Raw genomic sequence first — 18,712 nt, 5'->3', positions numbered from 1 at the left:
TGCTTTGCATGTCGGGGGCGCACGGACCAGATGCACCGTTGGAAAGGACCAACGGCATGACGCATTCGCACGAACATCACGACCGCTCGATCGGCACCGTCTGGCTGGTGGGCGCAGGCCCCGGCGACCCCGATCTGCTGACCGTCAAGGCCGCGCGGATCATCGCGCGCGCATCGCTGATCGTGCATGACGGCCTGGTCGACGATGCCATTCTGGCGCTGGCCCGCCCCGATGCGCGGCTGATTTCGGTCGCCAAGAAGCGCGCACGCCACACGCTCCCGCAGGACGATATCAACGCGCTGCTGATCGCCGAGGCCCGCAAGGGCCATGATGTCGTGCGGCTGAAGGGCGGCGATCCGTTCATCTTCGGGCGTGGCGGCGAAGAGGTCGACGACTGCCGCGCCGCCGGTGTTCCCGTCGAAGTCATCCCCGGGATCAGCGCCGCCAATGGCAGCGCCGCAGCCGCGCAGCTGCCGCTGACCCACCGCGATCTGTCAAGCGCGGTCACTTTCGTTGCCGGCCAGTGCAAGGGCCTGACCGAGCAGGACTGGTCCGGCCTCGCCGGAAAGGGCCGCACGCTCGTCATCTACATGGGTGTCGCCACCGGCGATGCGATCGCCGAAAAGCTGATCGCCGACGGTCTGTCGCCCGACACGCCGGTGGCGGTGCTCGAAAAGGGCACCCGCGCCGACATGCGCACCTTGCGCACATGGCTTACCGATCTGGGCCCCATGATCGCCCGCGAAGCGGTGATCAGCCCGGCCTTGATCGTGATCGGCGATGTGGTGACCCGTGCCCGCGCCACCGATTGCCTTCCCACCCTGTTTGCCCAGCATCTGGAGCCAGCACCTTTGACGGAGTCTTTGGCATGAAAATCCTCACCGGCAACGACCTGAAGACCGGAGATGTCATCTGGTGGGCGGGCGACACCCGCTGGTCGCGCCATCTGGCCGACAGCGCAGACGCCGGCGACGAGGCCGAAGCGATTCTCAAGCGCGAAGAGGCCGCGCTGCGCGTCAACGTTCCCTATATCGTCGATGGCAAGCAGACCGATCAGGGACCGATGCCGTTGCACATCAAGGAGCGCGTGCGTGCCTTCGGCCCCACTGTTCGCCCCGACCTTGCCATCAACACCAGCATCCCGATCCTGAAGGTTTGACCCCATGTACCAGTACGACACCTATGATCAGGCGATGGTCGATGCCCGTGTCGCGGAGTTTCGCGATCAGGTCCGTCGCCGCCTCGATGGCAGCCTGCCCGAAGAGGAATTCCGGCACCTCCGCCTGAAGAACGGCCTCTACCTGCAACTGCATGCCTATATGCTGCGCGTCGCGATCCCCTATGGCACGCTGTCGGGCAAGCAGATGCACATGCTGGCGCACATCGCGCGCAAGTACGACAAGGGCTATGGCCATTTCACCACCCGCCAGAACATCCAGTACAACTGGATCAACCTGGAAGAGACGCCAGACATTCTCGCCGATCTTGCGACGGTCGAGATGCATGCGGTCCAGACCAGCGGCAACTGCATCCGCAACATCAGTTCGGACCAGTTCGCAGGCGCGGCCGCGGACGAGATCGCCGATCCGCGTCCCTGGGCCGAATTGCTGCGCCAGTGGTCGACCTTCCACCCCGAATTCCAGCTGCTGCCGCGCAAGTTCAAGATCGCGGTGATCGCCTCGGTCAGCGACCGCGCCGCGATGCGGCTGCACGATATCGGCATCGAGCTGGTGAAGAACGCCGACGGCGTGCTGGGCGCGAAGTTCTTTGTCGGCGGCGGCATGGGCCGCACCCCGATGATCGCGCCGTGCATCCGCGAATTCGTGCCCGCCGAAGAGCTGATCAGCTATACCGAGGCGTGCCTGCGCGTCTACAACCGCTATGGCCGCCGCGACAACAAGTACAAGGCGCGCATCAAGATCCTGATCCACGAGCTGGGTGCGGACGAATACCGCGCCCAAGTCGAGGAAGAGTTCGCGCACATGAAGACGCTCGGGCTCAATCCCCCGGTGGCGGAGCTCGAGCGGATCAGCGCGTATTTCACCGACCCCGCCTTCGAACAGGGCCTGAGCGACGATATCGACAGGGCGGATCCCGACTTCGCCGTTTGGGTCGACCAGAACACGCACCCGCACAAGACACCAGGCTATGTCTCGCTCACCATCAGCCTGAAGCCCACTGGCGGAATCCCCGGCGATGCCACCGCCGACCAGATCGACCTGATGGCCGACCTTGCCAGCGAGTACGCTTTTGACGAACTGCGCGTCACCCATGCGCAGAACATCGTGCTGGCGCATGTCCGCAAAGCTGATCTGTACGCCATCTGGCAGAAGCTCGATGCCGCAGGCCTGGCCAGCGCCAATCTCGACCTGATCGGTGACATGATCGCCTGCCCCGGGCTAGATTATTGCAGCCTCGCCAATGCCCGCTCGATCCCGGTCGCGCAGAAGATCTCCGAGCGGTTTGCCGACACCGGTCGCCAGCGTGACCTGGGCGAACTGAAGCTCAAGATTTCGGGCTGCATCAACGCCTGTGGCCACCACCACGCCGGGCACATCGGCATCCTGGGCGTCGACAAGAAGGGCGTCGAAAACTACCAGCTGCTGCTCGGCGGATCGGCGGCGGAAGACGTCTCGATCGCCAAGATCGTCGGCCCCGGCTTCGACGAAGACGGCATCGTCAACGCGGTCGAGACCGTGACCAATGTGTACCTCGGCGCGCGCGAAGAGGGCGAGCGCTTCGTCGACACCTATCGCCGCATCGGCATGGAACCGTTCAAGGAGGCGCTTTATGGCTGAAGTCCAGATCATCTACCGCGATGAACCCGCCGTTGCCGACGCCGCCGTGACGTTTGCCGAATTCACCGGCGGCACCAACGCTGCTGCCGTGCGCATCGAGCCGGGCGAGGATGTGCGCGCTCTGCTGCCGCATCTGGACCAGCTGCGGCTGGTCGAGGTGAACTTTCCCGCATTCGGCGATGGCCGTGGCTTTTCGTCCGCGCAGATCCTGCGCGAGGCGGGCTATGCCGGTGAACTGCGCGCGACCGGGGATGTGCTGGTCGACCAGTTCGTCTTTCTGCGGCGCTGCGGCTTTGACAGCTTCGCACCGAACAAGCCGCTCAACGTCGACGATGTGAAGGCGGCAGAAGGCTTCTTCCCCGACTTCTACCAGAAGACCAGCGACGGCGTTGCCGCGATCTGGGCCAAGCGTCATCCGGTGGCATCATGAGGCAGATCGACACCCCCGCGTCGACGGGCTCGCGCGTGCGCGACCAGATCGATCTGAAGCCGCGCTTTACCGAGAGTGACGCGATCCGGCTGAACAACATGTTTCGCGGCACCGATACCGCCGAGATGATGCGCATCGTCATCCGCGACGGACTGGTGGGCGATCTGGCAGTGGTCTCGTCCTTCGGAGCGGAGAGCGCGGTGCTGCTGCACATGGTGGCCAGCATCGACGCGTCGCTGCCGGTACTGTTCCTCGACACGCAGAAGCACTTTCCCGAAACCCTGGCCTATCGCGATACGTTGGTCGAACGGCTGGGCCTTACGAATCTGATCCTGCTGACTCCCGAGGCCGATGAGGTGGCGGGCCAGGATGCCAACGGCCTGCGCTGGTCGTACGACCCCGATGGCTGCTGCGAGATCCGCAAGGTGCGCCCGCTGGCCAAGGCCTTGCTCAGCTATGACGGCTCGATCACCGGGCGCAAGGGCTTCCAGTCCGCCACCCGCCAGGGGCTTCCGCGCTTCGAGATCGACACCAGCGACGCGCAGGGCCGGTTCAAGCTCAATCCGCTGGCCAGCTGGACCAAGGACATGCTCGATGCATATTTCGCCGAGCACGACCTGCCGCGTCATCCGCTCGAATCGCAGGGCTATCCCTCGATCGGCTGCGCTCCCTGCACCAGCAAGGTGGCGCCCGGCGAAGACCCCCGTTCGGGCCGCTGGAAGGGCTGGGACAAGACCGAGTGCGGCATCCACAGCGATGTTTCCACGCTGCCCGGCAGCGAAGATGACAATGGCGCGAACGACCCTGTATTCTGACGGTTTGTAACAGCTTGTTTCGGACGGCAAATAAAGAAGGTTTTTACTTGGCATTAAACCCATTTTTTGTACGGATAGATCATGTCTGACAAAAATCCACTCGTGCAGCTTTTGTATATCAGCACGATCACGCCCTCGGCGGATACGAGCCTGTCGTCGATCCTGGCATCGGCGCGGCGGAACAATCAGGCGAACGACATCACCGGCATGTTGATGTTCAACGGCAAACGGTTCCTCCAGGTCCTCGAAGGCCCGGTGGAGGCTGTCGAGGCGACCTATGACCGGATCAATCTTGACCCGCGTCATCGTGCCCAGGTCGTGCTCGCGCGCCGCACGATCGCCCATCGCGAATTCGGCGACTGGTCGATGGCTTATCGCGACGGCACCGGCCCCACCGACAGCGCGCTTTATGAAACCATCTGCGCCAAGGTCGCCGACGCTCATCCCAATCTGCGCGCAGAACTGACGGCGTTCGCCCGCAACATCTGATCGTCTGCCGCGGCAAAATGCTGCGCAGCATTTCTTTTGTTGCGTCGACGGTTGACAGCGGCGGACGCTATCCTCATGTTCGCTATCAGCGGGCCGGGCCCCTCTGACGCAACATTGTTAAATGCTGCGTGATGTCGGACCGCTACGGGATGCGTACCATCCCGGGCTTTCGGCCCGGTCTTTCGATCAGAAAACCCGCGCATCCCGACCAATGCAAACATCCATTGGAAAGGACACACAATGAAAATCATAAAGGCCGCAACCATCGCGGCATTGTCAGTTGCAGGATTGAGCTTCCCCGCAGTCGCATCGGACTTCCAGGACATCCGCCACGAGGTCGAGGTGCCCCATGGCGAGCGGCAGGTGACCGCAGTCTACCAGCCCAAGACGTTCGTCAGCTACCGTCAGATCGGCAACATGCCGCCCAATCGCCCCAGCACCGCGCGTTGCCTGTGGAAAGCCGAAATCGCCGTCGAGCGCCATCTGCAGGCGCCGGCCGGCGAAGGCAGCCATGTCGTGCGGACACTGGTGCCCACCAAGCTGATCGAGGGATCGACCAACGGGCGCTGCGCGCAGGGCAAGGACCAGGCCAACAGGGCCATCGCACGCCGCGCCGATGAGGTGCGCGAGCATGTGCTCGCCGTGGCCGCAGAAGACCGCAACGCCCTGATGGCGGAGCTCAGCATCGCCCGGGGCAATCCGGCGGGCTGACGTCCTTCTGGCATCCTCCCCGGGCATGGCCTGGGGAGGATTTGCCTGCGCTGCCCGCTTGCCATGGCGCGCCTGCTAGCCCATTGTCCGCGCAGATAAAAATCTTCGCAGGGAAGGACTGGCCATGGCCGCTCGCAGTTTGAAATTCGGTTCCATCGCGCTGGCCCTGGCCATCGCGCCACTTTGCACGCCAGCGCTTGCTCAGGATGGAGCCGAGAACTTCACCGTGATCATCGGCGGCACCCGCGTGGGGCATCTCGATGTCGTGCGCAGCGGCGACACGGTGAAGATCGATTACGACTACAAGAACAATGGGCGCGGCCCGACGATGAAGGAAGAGCTGAAGCTGGATGCCAAGGGCATGCCGGTCGCCTGGAAGATCACCGGCAATTCCACCTTCGGCAATGCGATCAACGAAAGCTTCTCCATGCAGCGCGGTACCGCGCGCTGGACCGATTCCACCGGCAGCGGCACCGCCAAGCCCAAGGGCGCGGCGATCTATGTCGCGCAGGAAGGCAGCCCCTGGTCGGCCGGGCTTTACGCCCGCGCCCTGCTCGCCGATGACGACCGGTCGATCCCCGCGCTGCCCGGCGGCGCGCTGAGCCTCGCCGAGCTGGAAAAGGTTGAGGTCAGCGGCACCGCCGGCGCGATGACCGTCACTGCCTATGCGCTGTCGGGCAATGACCTCGACCCCGGCTATTTCCTGCTCGACGACAAGGGCGCGCTGTTCGCCGCGATTTCCCCGCGCGCGGTCTTCGTGCGCAAGGGCTTCGAAGGCGAAGACATCAAGCTGCGCGATCTGGCGGTCAAATATTCGACCGAGCGTTTCGTCAAGATGCAGGCCAAGGCCGCGAATGTCTACAAGGCCCCGGTGCGCATCACCAATGTGCGGCTGTTCGACCCGGTGTCGATGGCGCTGACCGAGCCCAGGAGTGTCGTCGTGCGCGGTCGCCACATCGCCGCTGTGCTGCCGGTCAATAGCCCGGCAACCGAAGGCGAGATCACCATCGATGGCGATGGCGGAACGCTGGTCCCCGGCCTGTACGAGATGCACGGCCATATCGGCCAGGAAGACGCGATGCTCAACATCCTGGCGGGCATCACCTCGGTGCGCGACATGGGCAACGAGATCGACGTGCTCGATGGCCTGGTCGAGCGGATCGAGAGCGGCGTGCTGGCCGGACCGCGGATCACCAAGTCGGGCTTTATCGAGGGCAAGAGCCCGTTCAGCTCGAACAACGGCAAGCTGGTAAGCAGCCAGCAGGAAGCGCTGGATGCCGCGCGCTTCTATGCTGCGCGCGACTATCAGGCGATCAAGATCTACAACAGCATGAACCCCGAGTGGATTCCGGCCCTGGTCAAGGAAGCCACGGCGCTGGGCCTGCACGTCATGGGCCATGTTCCTGCCTTCACCAATGCCGATGCGATGATCGCGGCCGGCTATGACGAGATGACGCACATCAACCAGGTGATGCTGGGCTGGGTGCTCGAGCCGGGCGAGGACACGCGCACATTGCTGCGCCTGACCGCGCTCAAGCGGCTGCCGGGGCTGGATCTCAACAGCGGGCGAGTGAACACGACGATCCGCGCGATGGTCGACAACAAGGTCACGATCGACCCGACCTTCGCCATCCATGAATCGCTGCTGCTGTCGCGCAACGGCAAGATCAACCCCGGCATGACCGACTATGTCGATCACATGCCCACCGGGGTCCAGCGCAGCGCCAAGCAGGCCTGGGCCAACATCGCCAGCCCGGCAGACGACACCGCCTATCGCGGGGCGTTCGATCAGGTCGCCGCCACGATCAAGAAGATGCACGAGGCCGGCATCTTCCTGATCCCCGGCACCGATATGGGCGGCAGCTTCACCTATCACCGGGAACTCGAACTCTACCAGAAGGCGGGGATGACCCCGGCGCAGATCCTGCGCCGCGCGAGCTATGACATGGCGCAATATCTCAAGCAGGATCAGTCGCTGGGCAGCATCGAAAAGGGCAAATATGCCGATTTCTTCCTGATCCAGGGCGACCCGACCAAGGACCTCAAAGCGATCAAGGCGATCCGCATGGTCGCCAAGGATGGCGTCTTCTATTACCCGAGCGAGGTCTATCCCGAATTCGGTATCAAGCCGTTCGCCACCAAGCCCAAGGTGAAGATGCCCAAGGAATAATGGGGCAAGCAAACAGGCTGTTCCCGATCCCGGTCTCCGGCGAAAGCCGGAGTCACGGGGCGGGATGGCACAGCAGACGCTCCGGCCTCCGGCTTTCACCGGAGAACGAGGATATCAGAGCGTCCTCGCCCAGAACTGCATGACGTGCGCTGTCTCCCGCGCCTCGCCGATGTCGAGCCAGTCGAAACGGGTGGTCAGCCCCTCGACCCTCACATAGCCGCGCTTGGCCCAGAAGGTGTCCAGCGGGCGATAGCCTTGCGGGCGCAGCGGATGATCGGCTGGGCGCTGCACCGCGCAGAAGCTGGCAACCGAAGCGCCTGCGGCCCTGGCGCCGGCCTCGCGATGGTCGAAGAACGCATGGCCGATGCCCTGCCCGCGATAGCCCGGCAGCAGCACCGACTCCCCGAAATAGAACATTGCCGACGTGTCCTTGCCTGCACGAGCGAATGGCGCCTGGATCTCGGCGCTCTGCGCGGTCATCGGCGATGCGGTCGCCGCGCCGACGATCGTATCGCCATCGCGCGCCAGCACCAGCACCGCATCCGGCGCAGCGGCAAAATCGGCGAGATAGCTGCGCTCGTAACCGGCATCGCCCTCATAGAGATAGGGCCATTCGCGAAAGACGGCGATCCGCATCCGGGCGAGCGCGTCGATGGCCTCGCCGATCCGGGCGGTGGGCAGCGTTTCGACCGTCACCGCCATCGTATCAGGCCGCCTTGCGGATCACCACCGAGCCTGCCGAATAGCCCGCACCGAACGAGCAGATCAGGCCGGTATCGCCGGGCTTGAGGTCCTCATGGTTGAGATGGAAGGCGATGATCGATCCGGCCGAGGAGGTATTGGCAAAGGTATCAAGCACCGTCGGGCTCTCGTCTTCGCTCGCCTCATGCCCCAGCACGCGCTGCGCGATCAGCCGGTTCATCCCGGCATTGGCCTGGTGCAGCCACAGGCGGCGCAGCTGCTCGGGCGCGATCCCCAGCCGGGCGATGTGATCGGTGATGAGCTCGCCGACCATCGGCACCACTTCCTTGAACACCTTGCGGCCTTCCTGGACGAACAGCTTGTCGGCATCGTCGCGGCTATCCGGCGCGGTGCGATTGAGGAAGCCGAAATTGTTGCGGATATTGTTCGAAAAGCGCGTCTTGAGCTGCGTGCCCAGGATGTCCCAATGGGCTGCGGGCGCGAAGTCCGCGTCCTCCACGAGAACGGCAGTCGCGACATCGCCGAAGATGAAGTGGCTGTCGCGATCGCGCCAGTTGAGATGCCCCGAACAGATTTCCGGGCTCACCACCAGCACCGAGCGCGCGTTGCCGGCGCGGATGAAATCGGCAGCGGTCTGGATGCCGAAGGTCGCTGACGAGCAGGCGACGTTCATGTCGAATCCGAAGCCCTCGATACCCAGCGCATCCTGCACCTCGATCGCAATGGCGGGATAGGCGCGCTGCAGGTTCGAGCACGCGACCAGCACCGCATCCACATCCTTCGCATCGCGCCCGGCACGCGCCAGCGCATCGCGCGCCGCCGCCACGCCGATCTCGGCGAGCACCGAGATCTGCTCGTTGGGGCGTTCGTCAAAGCGCGGGCACATCACCTCGGTATCGAGGATCGAGGCCTTGGAGAGCACCTTGCGCGCCTTGATGCCGCTCGCCTTTTCGATGAACTCGACCGAGGAAGGCTGAAGCGCCGTCATCTCGCCCGCCTCGATGGCAGCCGCATGCTGCGCATTATGCTGCGCAACATAAGCGTTGAAGCTGGCGACCAGCTCTTCATTGCTGATGCTGTCGGCAGGGGTGAAAAGGCCGGTCGAAGAGATCACCGGGCGGGCATGGGCGTAAGCGGAAGTCATGAAACCGTAGGGTCCTGCACTATAGCTGGAGCGGGTGGGCGTCTTACTGCGGCAACACGCCAATGGCAAGGGGGCTCCGGACACCCGCCTTTTTGCTTGCCGTTCGCGGCCTGGCGCTCTTTGATGCACCCCGGACCGAACAGGAGCAGGATGCACATGGAATATACAGGCAAGGTCATCTGGATCACCGGAGCGTCATCGGGCATCGGCGAGGCGCTGGCCGAGGCCTTTGCCGCGCGCGGCGCGCAGATCATCCTTTCGGGACGGCGCACCGATGCGTTACAGGCGGTCGCCGATCGGCTGCCGACGCCAAGTTTCGTTCTGCCATTCGAGACCACCGACAAGCAGGCGCTACCCGCCATCGTCGAGCAGGCGATCGGCTGGCAGGGCCGGGTCGATGGACTGATCAACAATGCCGGAATCAGCCAGCGCGCGCTCGCCGTGGACAGCGCGCTCGATGTGTATGACCGGATCATCGCGGTCGATCTGCTGGCCCCGATCTGGCTGGCCCAGCTGCTGCTGCCGCACATGACCGGGCGCAAGAGCGGGCTGATCGTCGGCATATCGTCGGTCGCGGGCCGCGCCGGCGTGCCCTTGCGCACCGCCTATTGCGCCGCCAAGCATGGGCTGATCGGCTATCTCGACGCGCTGCGATCCGAAACCGAGGTGCATTACGGGCTGAAGGTGCACACCGTGCTGCCCGGATCGATCCGCACTGAAGTCTCTGCCAACGCCTTGTCCGGCGATGGCAGCGCACATGGCCAGACCGACAGCGCGATCGCCAACGGCATGGATCCGGCCAAATGCGCCGCGCGCATCCTGCAGGGCATTGATGCGGGGGATGCCGAAATTCTGGTGGCCGAAGGCATTGAAGAGATGATCGCCAAGCTGCGCATGAGCGATCCGGTCAAGCTGTTCGAGATGGTGGGCGCCATGGGCGGACAGATGGCGGCCAAGCGCGACGAGGCGCTGGCCGAATGAGCGACGAGGCGCGCGCGCTGATCGCCACGCTGGGCCTCGCCCCGCATCCCGAAGGTGGCTGGTATCGCGAGACCTGGCGCGGCCCTGCGGGCGCCGATGGCCGGGCGAGCGAGACGATGATCTACTTCCTGCTCGAGGCGGGCCAGCAATCGCACTGGCACACGGTCGATGCGACCGAGATCTGGTGCTGGCATGCTGGCCATGCCATCGATCTGGGCACCGCACCGGGTGACGCCGGGCCAGTCGAATGGCACCGGCTGGGCGCGGATTTCGCCGCGGGCGAGGCACCGCAGTTCGTCATCCCGCCCCGCCACTGGCAGGCCGCGCGCGCGTCGCACGGCTGGGCGCTGGTCAGCTGCATGGTCTCACCCGGCTTCGAATTCAGCGGCTTCGTGCTCGCCGAGCCGGGCTGGGAGCCGGGGTAAACCGGATTGATGAAGGCGCTTCTTCTCAAGTGGTGAGCTCTTCCACACCCTTGCCTCTCCCTAGATGGGAGAGGCAGCGAGACTTGGCAGCTTGCTGCCATAGTCGCAGCGGTAAGGGTGATGGTGCGTCTGGGTGCTGTCGTACGCCAGCGCGGTTTCGCGCAACCCGGTGAGATCACCCCCACCCGACCCTCCGCCATCAAGGGGGAAGGCTTTGCAGCTGGCCATTCAACGTGACCGTCACGACGTCAGCCCGGTGTCTTGTCGAACTTCACGGCATCGTCGGCATAGCGCACCCAGGGCTGCGCGCTTGCGGTCCAGAAGTGCATCTTGGGATCGAGCGCCGTCACATCATCCAGCGTGCCGGCCTTCACGAAATGCAGACCCTGCTGGCTGGGCAGGTCGGAGAGGATCGGCGAGCCGCACGTGCCGCAGAAGCGGCGATAGACCGGGTCGCCGCTCTCGCCGGTGTCCTGATAGGTGGTGAGGTCGCCGGTGATTGCGATCTGCGCGTCGCGCACCCCGATCAGCACCGACATCGCGCTGCCCGCCTGCTTCTGGCAGTTGCGGCAATGGCAGACCGCGGTCAGCAGGGGCTCTCCCTCGATTTCATAGCGCACCGCCCCGCACAGGCATCCCCCGGTCGTTGTCATCTTTCGCTCTCCCCTCTTCCTGATCTGTTATGCGCTGGCCGAAGCATCGATGGCGCCGAATTCCTGCTTCAGCAGCCGCGTGCTGTCTTCGAGCATCAGCGTCTCGACCATCGCGGCGACCATCGGCGCGCGCGATTGCACCCTCACCACCGCTGCACACTGCGTGCCACCTTCCGCATCCGGCGTCAGCTTGAGCTGGGCCTGGCCCTCAGCGGACAATCCCTTGGGCTTGGCGTCCCTGATGGCGATCCAGCTGCCATCGGCCTGCTGCTGCCAGACATCGCGCTGCGTGAGGCTGAGCCACGATCCGATCACCGACCGGATCATCATCGGCGCATCGACGGGGACCTGGCGCGTGATGGTGATGTGGATGAGGCCCAGCTCGGGCCGCTCGACCGCCACCACCACATCGCGCGAACCCTGATCCTGCATCATCGCGGTCAAAAATGCCTCGTCGGTCCAGCAGGCCACGACATGCTCGATGGGATGGACAAAGACATGCGACTCTTCGCGGTTCAACATCCCGGCGGCTCTCCTTGACGGCGATCATTGCGCTTGTTGGTCAGCAGACTAGGCTGTTGGCCGATGTTGACAAGCTATCTTGCCACGGTGCTGCTGATCGAACTGACGCCGGGGCCGAACATGGCCTATCTGGCGGCATTGACGCTGGGTAGCGGCAGGCGTGCCGGGCTGGCTGCGGTGGCAGGCGTCGCGTTGGGCCTGACGATGATCGGCGCAGCGGCGGCGCTCGGACTGGCTGCCCTGGTGGCGACTGACCCCAGGCTCTGGAATGCGCTGCGCTGGGCGGGCACCGCCTATCTGTTCTATCTCGCCTGGGAGACATGGCGCGGAGAGGCCGAAACCTCGCCTGCCGGAACACCTCTGCCGGGGTCGTCCGGGGTCCGGCATTTCCGCCGCGGGCTGATCACCAACATCCTCAACCCCAAGGCTGCGCTGTTCTATGTCGCCATCGTTCCGCGGTTCGTGCCGGAAACGGGGGCGCATCTCGCCTATGGGCTGGGCCTGACCGCCATCAGCGTGGCGGTGGCGACGGCCGTTCATCTGACCATCGTGCTGCTGGCAGCGCACCTCCACCCCTTGCTCAATCAACCGGGGCGAATGACGCATACGCGGCATTTTCTGGCGATCGGGCTGGGCACCGTCGCGCTGTGGTTCCTGTTCACCTCGGCCTTGCCGACCGGGTAGCGGCGGAACGTTTCGGCCCGCTTCCCGTACCTGTGATCTATATTCCAGAGGAGGTTGGCCATGATCAGACACGGCGAAGAAGTTGAGATGAACAGCGAAGAAGCCAGCGGCGGCCAGAAGCGCGGGATCGTCCGTTATGTGCTGCTGATCTCGACGGGGTTGGCCATCCTTGCGCTCAGCATCATCTGGATGACGGGCGCGGCGACAGGTCCTGAAAACGCCACGCCAGAGCCCTCGGAATCGATTTCCGAACCGGCCGAACCGCCCGCAGGGACCGAGCCCCTCCCCTCTGCCAACCCAAACTGAGCCGAGGCAAACCGTCTCAGCGGGCCAGCGCTGCCTCGGTCTCGTCCATCAGGGTGGCGATGATCTCGGCAGCGCTTTCCTCACGGGTGACCATGCCCACCGACTGACCGGCCATCACCGATCCGTTCTCGACATCGCCATCGATCACCGCACGGCGCAGTGCGCCCGCCCAGAAATGCTCGATCTGCAGCTGAGCTTCGGTCATGTCGATGCCGCCTGCATCGAGCAGGGCGGCGACTTCGCGCTGCTTGGCGGTGAACTCTTCGGTGCCCTTGTTCTTCAGCGCTCGCACCGGGATCACTGGCAGGCGCGGATCGACCTGAACGCTGGCAATGGCATCACGCGCATTGCCGCGCAGGAAGGCCTTCTTGAACGCAGGATGCGCGATCGATTCATGCGCGCAGACAAAGCGCGTGCCGAGTTGCACGCCCGATGCGCCCATTTCGAGATAGGCGGCAATCGCGCTGCCACGGCCGATGCCGCCGGCGACGAACACGGGCACTTCATGCGCGACCTCGGGCAGGATTTCCTGCGCCAGCACGCTGGTCGACACCGGGCCGATATGGCCGCCGGCTTCCATGCCCTCGATCACCAGCGCATCGACGCCAGAGCGGATGAACTTCCTGGCCAGTGCCAGAGCGGGGGCGAAGCACACGACCTTGGCGCCCGCTTCCTTGATCGCCTCGATGCTGCCCTTGGGCGGCAGGCCGCCTGCGAGCACGATATGGCTGACGTGGTGCGCCGCACACACCGCGATCAGGTCCATCAGCTGCGGGTGCATGGTGATCAGGTTCACACCGAACGGCTTGGTGGCAAGCTGCTTGGTCGCGGCGATTTCCGCGTCGAGCAGCGCGGGCGTCATGGCGCCGCACGCGATCACGCCGAAGCCGCCTGCGTTCGAGATGGCCGAGACCAGGTTCCGTTCGGACACCCAGCTCATCGCCCCGCACAGGATCGCGGTCTCGCTGCCCAGAAAGGCGGTGCCGCGCGCCATGGCGGTGGAGGTGAGCGGGTGGTTCATCGTCACGCCTCGACCGCGTCCAGCCCGTAGGCCGTGTGCAGCACGCGCACTGCCAGTTCGGTATAATCCTCTTCGATCAGAACGCTGACCTTGATCTCGCTGGTCGAGATCGCCTGGATGTTGACGCCGCGATCGGCAAGCGAGCGGAACATGGTGGCAGCGACACCGGCATGGCTCTTCATGCCGACGCCGACCACCGAAACCTTGGCGACATTGGTATCGGGGATGATGCGGTTGAAGCCGATCTGGTCCTTAGCCGCTTCCAGCAGGTCCATCGAACGCGCGAGGTCTGCGGCGGGCACGGTGAAGGTCACATCGGTCTCGCCCTTGTCGCGGCCGACGTTCTGGATGATCATGTCGACGTTGATCGCAGCTTCCGCCAGCGGACCGAAGATGTTGGCAACCGCGCCGGGCTTGTCGGGCACGCGGGTCAGCGTGATCTTGGCTTCGTTCTTGTCGTGCGCAATGCCGGTGATCAGCTGGCGTTCCATGTCCATTCCTTCCAGTTCTTCATCGCTGACGATCATCGTTCCGGGGATCGTGTCGGCCGCAGGCGCATCATCATCGATGAACGAAGACAGCACCTGAACGCGCACGCCCTCCTTCATCGCCAGGCCCACCGAGCGGGTCTGCAGCACCTTGGCCCCGACGCTGGCGAGCTCCAGCATTTCTTCGTAGGTCACGTGCTGCAGCTTGCGTGCCTTGGCGACGATGCGCGGGTCGGTGGTGTAGACTCCGTCGACATCGGTATAGATATCGCAGCGATCGGCCTTGACTGCTGCGGCCACCGCGACCGCCGACGTGTCCGATCCGCCGCGTCCCAGCGTGGTAATCCGGCCCTCGTCACTGACACCCTGGAATCCGGGGATGACGGCAATGACGCCCTTCTGCATTTCGGCAATCAAGGCGTCGGCATCGATGCTGTCGACGCGCGCCTTGGCATGCGCCTCGACGGTCTTGATCGGCAGCTGCCAGCCCAGCCAGCTGCGCGCCTGCGCACCTAGCGCCTGCAGCGCGATCGCTAGCAAGCCGCTGGTTACCTGCTCGCCGCTGGCGACGACGACATCATATTCCGCCGGGTCATAAAGCGGGTTGGCCTCACGGCAGAAATTGACCAACCGATCGGTCTCGCCTGCCATCGCGGAGACGACCACGGCCACCTCGTGCCCGGCATCCTGCTGGCGCTTGACGATGCGCGCCACCCTGCGGATGCGCTCTGTCCCGGCCATTGAAGTGCCGCCGAATTTCATGACGATCCGTGCCATTGCCCGTTCGTGCTTTCCCTTATGCGATGTTCGCCCCTATAGTCGGGCGCTGCCATAGAGAGGCCCCATGATGAACGCAAGCACCGGAACTGTCGAAACACGTAGCGGTACCATCGACCCGAAAGAGGCGGCGCATTTTGGTCGGCTGGCGGCCGAGTGGTGGGACCCGAAGGGCGAATCGGCGATGCTGCACAAGCTCAACCCGGTGCGCCTTGCCTATATCCGCAGCGCGATCGACCGCCATTGGGCCGATGCGGGGGCGGCACGCAAACCGCTGGCGGGCCGGAGCGCGATCGATGTCGGTTGCGGCGCAGGATTGCTGACAGAGCCGCTCGCCCGGCTGGGGGCCAAGGTCATTGGGCTGGATGCGGCGGCAGAGAATGTCGCGGCTGCCAGCGCTCATGCAGAGGCGGTGGGGCTGGAGATCGACTACCGCAACGCCGATATCGAGACGCTGGAGCGTGAGACCTTCGACCTGGTGACCTCGATGGAGGTGATCGAGCACGTCACCGATCCCGCAGCGTTCGTCGCTGCGCTCGAGCGGGCGCTTGCACCCGGGGGGCTGATGCTGCTCTCCACCCCGAACCGCACCGCCATGTCGCGGATCATGCTGGTCGAGGCGGCAGAACGGCTGGGCCAGGTGCCGCGCGGCACGCACGACTGGCACAAGTTCCTGACGCCCGAGGAATTGACCGAGATGCTGGTCGCGGCCGGCCTCACCGTCACCGACACGCGCGGCATCGCCTGGGATCCGCTCAAGGGCCTGCATCTCAGCGACAACCTGGCGCTGAACTATCTGATGACGGTGGTGCGGGCGTAATTCAAAACTGATCTGCCGCGCTCATCCTTTGATGCAGGATCCGCACGATGGAGATACCGGTCGCCGTCACGCGGAAATAGATGATGTGGCGCCCCACGCTTCGGCGGCGATAGCCCTTGCGGATCGAGTCACAGGCCGCTGCCCTCAGCGGCGCCACGGCCAATGCCGCACAGGTCTGCTCAATCAGGTCGGTATAGTCTGTTGCTTGCGCCAGACCCCATTCGGCGACCGTATAGTCGAAAATGCTGTCAAGATCGCGCTGGGCCGCTGGGCTCAGCCGATAGTCAGCCATGCTGCTTCAATTTGCGCTGCTTGAATGCGCCAAAATCGAATGGCTCCGGCTCGCCGCTTTGTTCACCTTCGATCAGCGCGGCCTGGATGGCTTCGGTTTCGCGGTGCCGCGCTTGCGCCTGCCGAATGAGATCGCGGATCGCCTCACTGTCGTTGGTGTAACTGCCAGCGGCGACCTGTGCAGCGATCCAATCGTCTTGCTGCGTTGTCAGAGTTATCGTCTTGCGGACTGTCGCCATCTGCTCAACCCCACCGGAAAGTCGTCATACTATTGGTGCAATATGGCGAACCCGGTCCTATTCGTCAAACCCGCCGGGCAGATAATCCTCGCGTGCCAGATCGCTGAACTTGGTGATCTCGCTCTCGAAGCGCAGCTGGACGTTGCCGGTAGAGCCATGGCGTTGCTTGGCGACGATGACGGTCGCCTTATTGGCAGTGGGGCTGAACTTGTCTTCCCACTCCTGGTATTTCTGGTTGATCTCTTCGTCCGCCGCGGTCTTGGGGTCCATGATCGGACCGTCGGGCTTGACCATCAGGCGGTAATATTCCTCGCGATAGATGAACAGCACGATATCGGCGTCCTGCTCGATCGAACCGGATTCGCGAAGGTCGGACAGCTGCGGGCGCTTGTCCTCACGGCTTTCGACCGCGCGGCTGAGCTGCGAGAGCGCCATCACCGGCACCTGCAGTTCCTTCGCCAGCGTCTTCAGGCCGCGGCTGATCTCCGAAATCTCGTTGACGCGGCCCTCGTTGCGGCCGGTACCCTGCAGCAATTGAAGATAGTCGACGACGATGAAACCGATGTCATGCTTGCGCTTCAGCCGACGGGCGCGGGCGCGCAGCGCTGCGATGGTCAATCCCGGCGTGTCGTCGATGAACAGCGGCAGGTCTTCCAACTCCTGCGAGGCGGTGACGAGCCGCTGGAATTCGTTGCGCGCAATCTGCCCCATGCGCAGCTTTTCCGAGCTGATCCGCGATTGTTCCGCGAGGATACGCGTGGCGAGCTGGTCGGACGACATTTCCAGACTGAAGAACGCGGTCTTCGCGCCAACATTCTTGTCGTCGGCAATCCCTGCCGCCTTGTCCAGCCGCCAGCGCGAGGCGGCGTTGAACGCAATGTTGGTGGCGAGCGAGGTCTTGCCCATGCCGGGACGGGCCGCGAGGATCAGAAGGTCCGACGGGTGCAGGCCGCCGATCTTGGCGTTGAGATCGGTCAGGCCCGTGGTCACGCCCGAGACATGGCCGCCGCTGTTCAGCGCCTTTTCGACCATGCCCAGCGCCGCGCCGACCGCGACGTTGAAATGCACCGCGCCGCTGGTATCGCCTTCGCCCTGCGCGACATTGTAGAGCGCCGCTTCCGCCTGTTCGATCTGGCTGAGCGGGTCGACCTCCTCGCTGGTGTCCATCGCCTTGTCGACCAGCGTCCGCCCGACCTGGACCAGCTCGCGCAGCAGCGCCAGATTGTAGATCTGCTCGGCAAAGTCGCGCGCACCGATCAGGCCGCCGGCATCGCCGGTCAGCCGCGCCAGATAGCGCATGCCGCCCAGCTCCGCGAGCCCGGCATCGGTCTCGAAGAACGGTTTGAGCGTCACCGGAGTCACGGTCACGTTCTTGTCGATCAGCCGCATGATCTGCGCGTACAGCCGCTGATGGACGCTCTCGAAGAAATGCTCGGCCTTGAGCCGCGCGCCCACCTCTTCGGCGATGCGGTTGTCGATCAGCAATGCCCCCAGAAAGGCCGCTTCCGCCTCGATATTGCGCGGCAGCTTGGCCTCGGGCGTGTCACGCGCCACAGGCGCTGCGATCTGCGGGGGAAGCGCGGGCGGGGGTGCGGACTGGAGGAGCGTATCTTGGGCCATCCCTCCATATTCGCCGTTGCCGCTGTGGCGCGCAAGGCATTGGTGCCAATAATCGTGTGGACAAGGCCGGGGACAGCGAACCGCCCGGGTTTTTCCGCTTGCCCCGTGGCAATGCATGGGTGAAAGACTGGGCCCCATGTCCGATCCACGCATCATCCATGTCGAGCTCGACGAGCAGACCATATTGTGGCGCAATGCGGATATCGAGCAGGAACGGCGCATCGCCATTTTCGACCTGATCGAGGACAATTTCTTCAAGCCGCTCAAGGCCTATCCCGATGGCTATGCGGGCCCCTTCCGGCTGAGCCTGGCGGTGTTCGAAGGCCGGCTGGCGATTACCATCGCCCGCGAAGACAGCACCCATCTGGAAACCCTGGTGCTGGCCTTGGGCCGTTTCCGGCGCCCGATCCGCGAGTATTTCGCGATCTGCGACAGCTATTACCAGGCGATCCGCAAGGCGACCGCGCAGGAGATCGAGACCATCGACATGGCGCGGCGCGGCGTTCACAACGAGGCGGCGGAACTGCTGGTCGAACGGCTGCAGGACAAGATCGAGATCGATTTCCCCACGGCCCGGCGGCTGTTCACGCTGATCTGCGTGCTGCACATCAAGGGCTGACCAGAGC

General features: G+C 64.3%; 24 protein-coding genes. 14 read left to right on the top strand and 10 right to left on the bottom strand.

The features are described 5' to 3' along the window. The first annotated feature begins 56 nt into the window (after positions 1-56). From cobA to LI72_RS09815, 8 genes are all read left to right on the top strand, one after another. Positions 57-872 carry a uroporphyrinogen-III C-methyltransferase gene (cobA, locus tag LI72_RS09850; RefSeq protein ID WP_033926259.1) on the top strand — a complete coding sequence of 272 codons (816 nt, stop codon included), beginning with the start codon at positions 57-59 and terminating at the stop codon, positions 870-872. Continuing rightward, positions 869-1,159 (top strand): DUF2849 domain-containing protein, encoded by a 291-nt coding sequence (locus LI72_RS09845; RefSeq protein WP_033925705.1) that lies wholly within the window; start codon positions 869-871, stop codon positions 1,157-1,159. Before cobA ends, LI72_RS09845 begins: the two co-directional genes overlap by 4 nt. Positions 1,160-1,163: 4 nt before the next feature. After that, positions 1,164-2,798, top strand: a complete 1,635-nt coding sequence (locus tag LI72_RS09840; RefSeq protein ID WP_033925704.1) for a nitrite/sulfite reductase — start codon at positions 1,164-1,166, stop codon at positions 2,796-2,798. Next, positions 2,791-3,228, top strand: a complete 438-nt coding sequence (locus tag LI72_RS09835) for a DUF934 domain-containing protein (protein WP_033925703.1) — start codon at positions 2,791-2,793, stop codon at positions 3,226-3,228. The genes LI72_RS09840 and LI72_RS09835 overlap by 8 nt, the downstream gene beginning before the upstream one ends. Further along, on the top strand, positions 3,225-4,043 hold the full coding sequence (locus LI72_RS09830) for a phosphoadenylyl-sulfate reductase (protein WP_052129706.1): 819 nt from the start codon (positions 3,225-3,227) through the stop codon (positions 4,041-4,043). The genes LI72_RS09835 and LI72_RS09830 overlap by 4 nt, the downstream gene beginning before the upstream one ends. Positions 4,044-4,124: 81 nt before the next feature. Then, a complete protein-coding gene (locus tag LI72_RS09825; protein WP_052129705.1) occupies positions 4,125-4,532 on the top strand; it encodes a BLUF domain-containing protein in 408 nt (135 codons plus the stop codon). A 240-nt stretch (positions 4,533-4,772) separates the two neighbouring features. Continuing rightward, positions 4,773-5,243 carry a hypothetical protein gene (locus LI72_RS09820; protein WP_052129704.1) on the top strand — a complete coding sequence of 157 codons (471 nt, stop codon included), beginning with the start codon at positions 4,773-4,775 and terminating at the stop codon, positions 5,241-5,243. 124 nt (positions 5,244-5,367) lie between these two features. After that, a complete protein-coding gene (locus LI72_RS09815) occupies positions 5,368-7,413 on the top strand; it encodes an amidohydrolase family protein (RefSeq protein WP_033925702.1) in 2,046 nt (681 codons plus the stop codon). Positions 7,414-7,527: 114 nt separating this feature from the next. Here the strand turns inward: LI72_RS09815 and LI72_RS09810 are convergent, their stop codons facing one another. Then, entirely contained in the window at positions 7,528-8,115 is a 588-nt protein-coding gene (locus tag LI72_RS09810) for a GNAT family N-acetyltransferase (RefSeq protein ID WP_052129703.1), read from the bottom strand. Positions 8,116-8,119: 4 nt separating this feature from the next. Then, entirely contained in the window at positions 8,120-9,259 is a 1,140-nt protein-coding gene (locus LI72_RS09805; RefSeq protein WP_033925701.1) for a beta-ketoacyl-ACP synthase III, read from the bottom strand. A 156-nt stretch (positions 9,260-9,415) separates the two neighbouring features. On the opposite strand from LI72_RS09805, the gene LI72_RS09800 reads away from it, so the two are divergent. Then, positions 9,416-10,240, top strand: coding sequence for an SDR family NAD(P)-dependent oxidoreductase (locus tag LI72_RS09800; protein ID WP_033925700.1), 825 nt, complete (start codon positions 9,416-9,418; stop codon positions 10,238-10,240). Then, entirely contained in the window at positions 10,237-10,665 is a 429-nt protein-coding gene (locus tag LI72_RS09795) for a cupin domain-containing protein (protein WP_033925699.1), read from the top strand. Before LI72_RS09800 ends, LI72_RS09795 begins: the two co-directional genes overlap by 4 nt. Before the next feature lie 60 nt (positions 10,666-10,725). On the opposite strand, the gene LI72_RS20300 is transcribed toward LI72_RS09795, so the two are convergent. Genes LI72_RS20300 through LI72_RS09785 form a run of 3 tightly spaced genes read right to left on the bottom strand, consistent with a single transcriptional unit; the run spans position 10,726 to position 11,840 of the window. After that, positions 10,726-10,893 (bottom strand): hypothetical protein, encoded by a 168-nt coding sequence (locus LI72_RS20300; RefSeq protein ID WP_197051867.1) that lies wholly within the window; start codon positions 10,891-10,893, stop codon positions 10,726-10,728. Between the two features lie 20 nt (positions 10,894-10,913). Further along, entirely contained in the window at positions 10,914-11,318 is a 405-nt protein-coding gene (locus LI72_RS09790; protein WP_033925698.1) for a GFA family protein, read from the bottom strand. 27 nt (positions 11,319-11,345) lie between these two features. Then, the gene (locus tag LI72_RS09785; RefSeq protein ID WP_033925697.1) at positions 11,346-11,840 is read right to left on the bottom strand and encodes a DUF2505 domain-containing protein; all 495 of its coding nucleotides are present in this window, start codon (positions 11,838-11,840) and stop codon (positions 11,346-11,348) included. A 63-nt stretch (positions 11,841-11,903) separates the two neighbouring features. Between LI72_RS09785 and LI72_RS09780 the strand changes: the two genes are divergently transcribed. Next, positions 11,904-12,524: a LysE family translocator gene (locus LI72_RS09780; RefSeq protein WP_033925696.1), complete on the top strand. Its 621-nt coding sequence runs from the start codon at positions 11,904-11,906 to the stop codon at positions 12,522-12,524. 60 nt (positions 12,525-12,584) lie between these two features. Next, positions 12,585-12,830, top strand: coding sequence for a hypothetical protein (locus LI72_RS09775; protein ID WP_052129702.1), 246 nt, complete (start codon positions 12,585-12,587; stop codon positions 12,828-12,830). Positions 12,831-12,846: 16 nt separating this feature from the next. Here LI72_RS09775 and LI72_RS09770 read toward each other — a convergent pair whose 3' ends face one another. Both LI72_RS09770 and LI72_RS09765 read right to left on the bottom strand, forming a co-directional pair. Next, positions 12,847-13,851 (bottom strand): NAD(P)H-dependent flavin oxidoreductase, encoded by a 1,005-nt coding sequence (locus tag LI72_RS09770; protein ID WP_033925695.1) that lies wholly within the window; start codon positions 13,849-13,851, stop codon positions 12,847-12,849. A gap of 2 nt (positions 13,852-13,853) precedes the next feature. Next, positions 13,854-15,116: an aspartate kinase gene (locus LI72_RS09765; RefSeq protein WP_033925694.1), complete on the bottom strand. Its 1,263-nt coding sequence runs from the start codon at positions 15,114-15,116 to the stop codon at positions 13,854-13,856. 70 nt (positions 15,117-15,186) lie between these two features. Here LI72_RS09765 and ubiG point away from each other — a divergent pair, with 70 nt between their 5' ends. Then, positions 15,187-15,936 carry a bifunctional 2-polyprenyl-6-hydroxyphenol methylase/3-demethylubiquinol 3-O-methyltransferase UbiG gene (ubiG, locus tag LI72_RS09760; RefSeq protein WP_033926253.1) on the top strand — a complete coding sequence of 250 codons (750 nt, stop codon included), beginning with the start codon at positions 15,187-15,189 and terminating at the stop codon, positions 15,934-15,936. A gap of 1 nt (position 15,937) precedes the next feature. Here the strand turns inward: ubiG and LI72_RS09755 are convergent, their stop codons facing one another. Genes LI72_RS09755 through LI72_RS09745 form a run of 3 tightly spaced genes read right to left on the bottom strand, consistent with a single transcriptional unit; the run spans position 15,938 to position 18,086 of the window. After that, positions 15,938-16,228: a type II toxin-antitoxin system RelE/ParE family toxin gene (locus LI72_RS09755; RefSeq protein WP_033925693.1), complete on the bottom strand. Its 291-nt coding sequence runs from the start codon at positions 16,226-16,228 to the stop codon at positions 15,938-15,940. Continuing rightward, positions 16,221-16,466, bottom strand: a complete 246-nt coding sequence (locus LI72_RS09750; protein ID WP_033925692.1) for a type II toxin-antitoxin system ParD family antitoxin — start codon at positions 16,464-16,466, stop codon at positions 16,221-16,223. Before LI72_RS09750 ends, LI72_RS09755 begins: the two co-directional genes overlap by 8 nt. Positions 16,467-16,523: 57 nt before the next feature. Further along, positions 16,524-18,086 (bottom strand): replicative DNA helicase, encoded by a 1,563-nt coding sequence (locus tag LI72_RS09745; RefSeq protein ID WP_231562421.1) that lies wholly within the window; start codon positions 18,084-18,086, stop codon positions 16,524-16,526. 136 nt (positions 18,087-18,222) lie between these two features. On the opposite strand from LI72_RS09745, the gene LI72_RS09740 reads away from it, so the two are divergent. Beyond that, positions 18,223-18,705: a UPF0262 family protein gene (locus LI72_RS09740; protein ID WP_033925691.1), complete on the top strand. Its 483-nt coding sequence runs from the start codon at positions 18,223-18,225 to the stop codon at positions 18,703-18,705. The last annotated feature ends 7 nt before the right edge of the window (positions 18,706-18,712 follow it).

The organism is Sphingomonas sp. 35-24ZXX, assembly GCF_000786215.1.
Classification (GTDB): Bacteria; Pseudomonadota; Alphaproteobacteria; order Sphingomonadales; family Sphingomonadaceae; genus Blastomonas.
The sequence above is the reverse complement of the archived record's forward strand: the minus strand, read 5'-3'. Positions and strand labels throughout refer to the sequence as shown.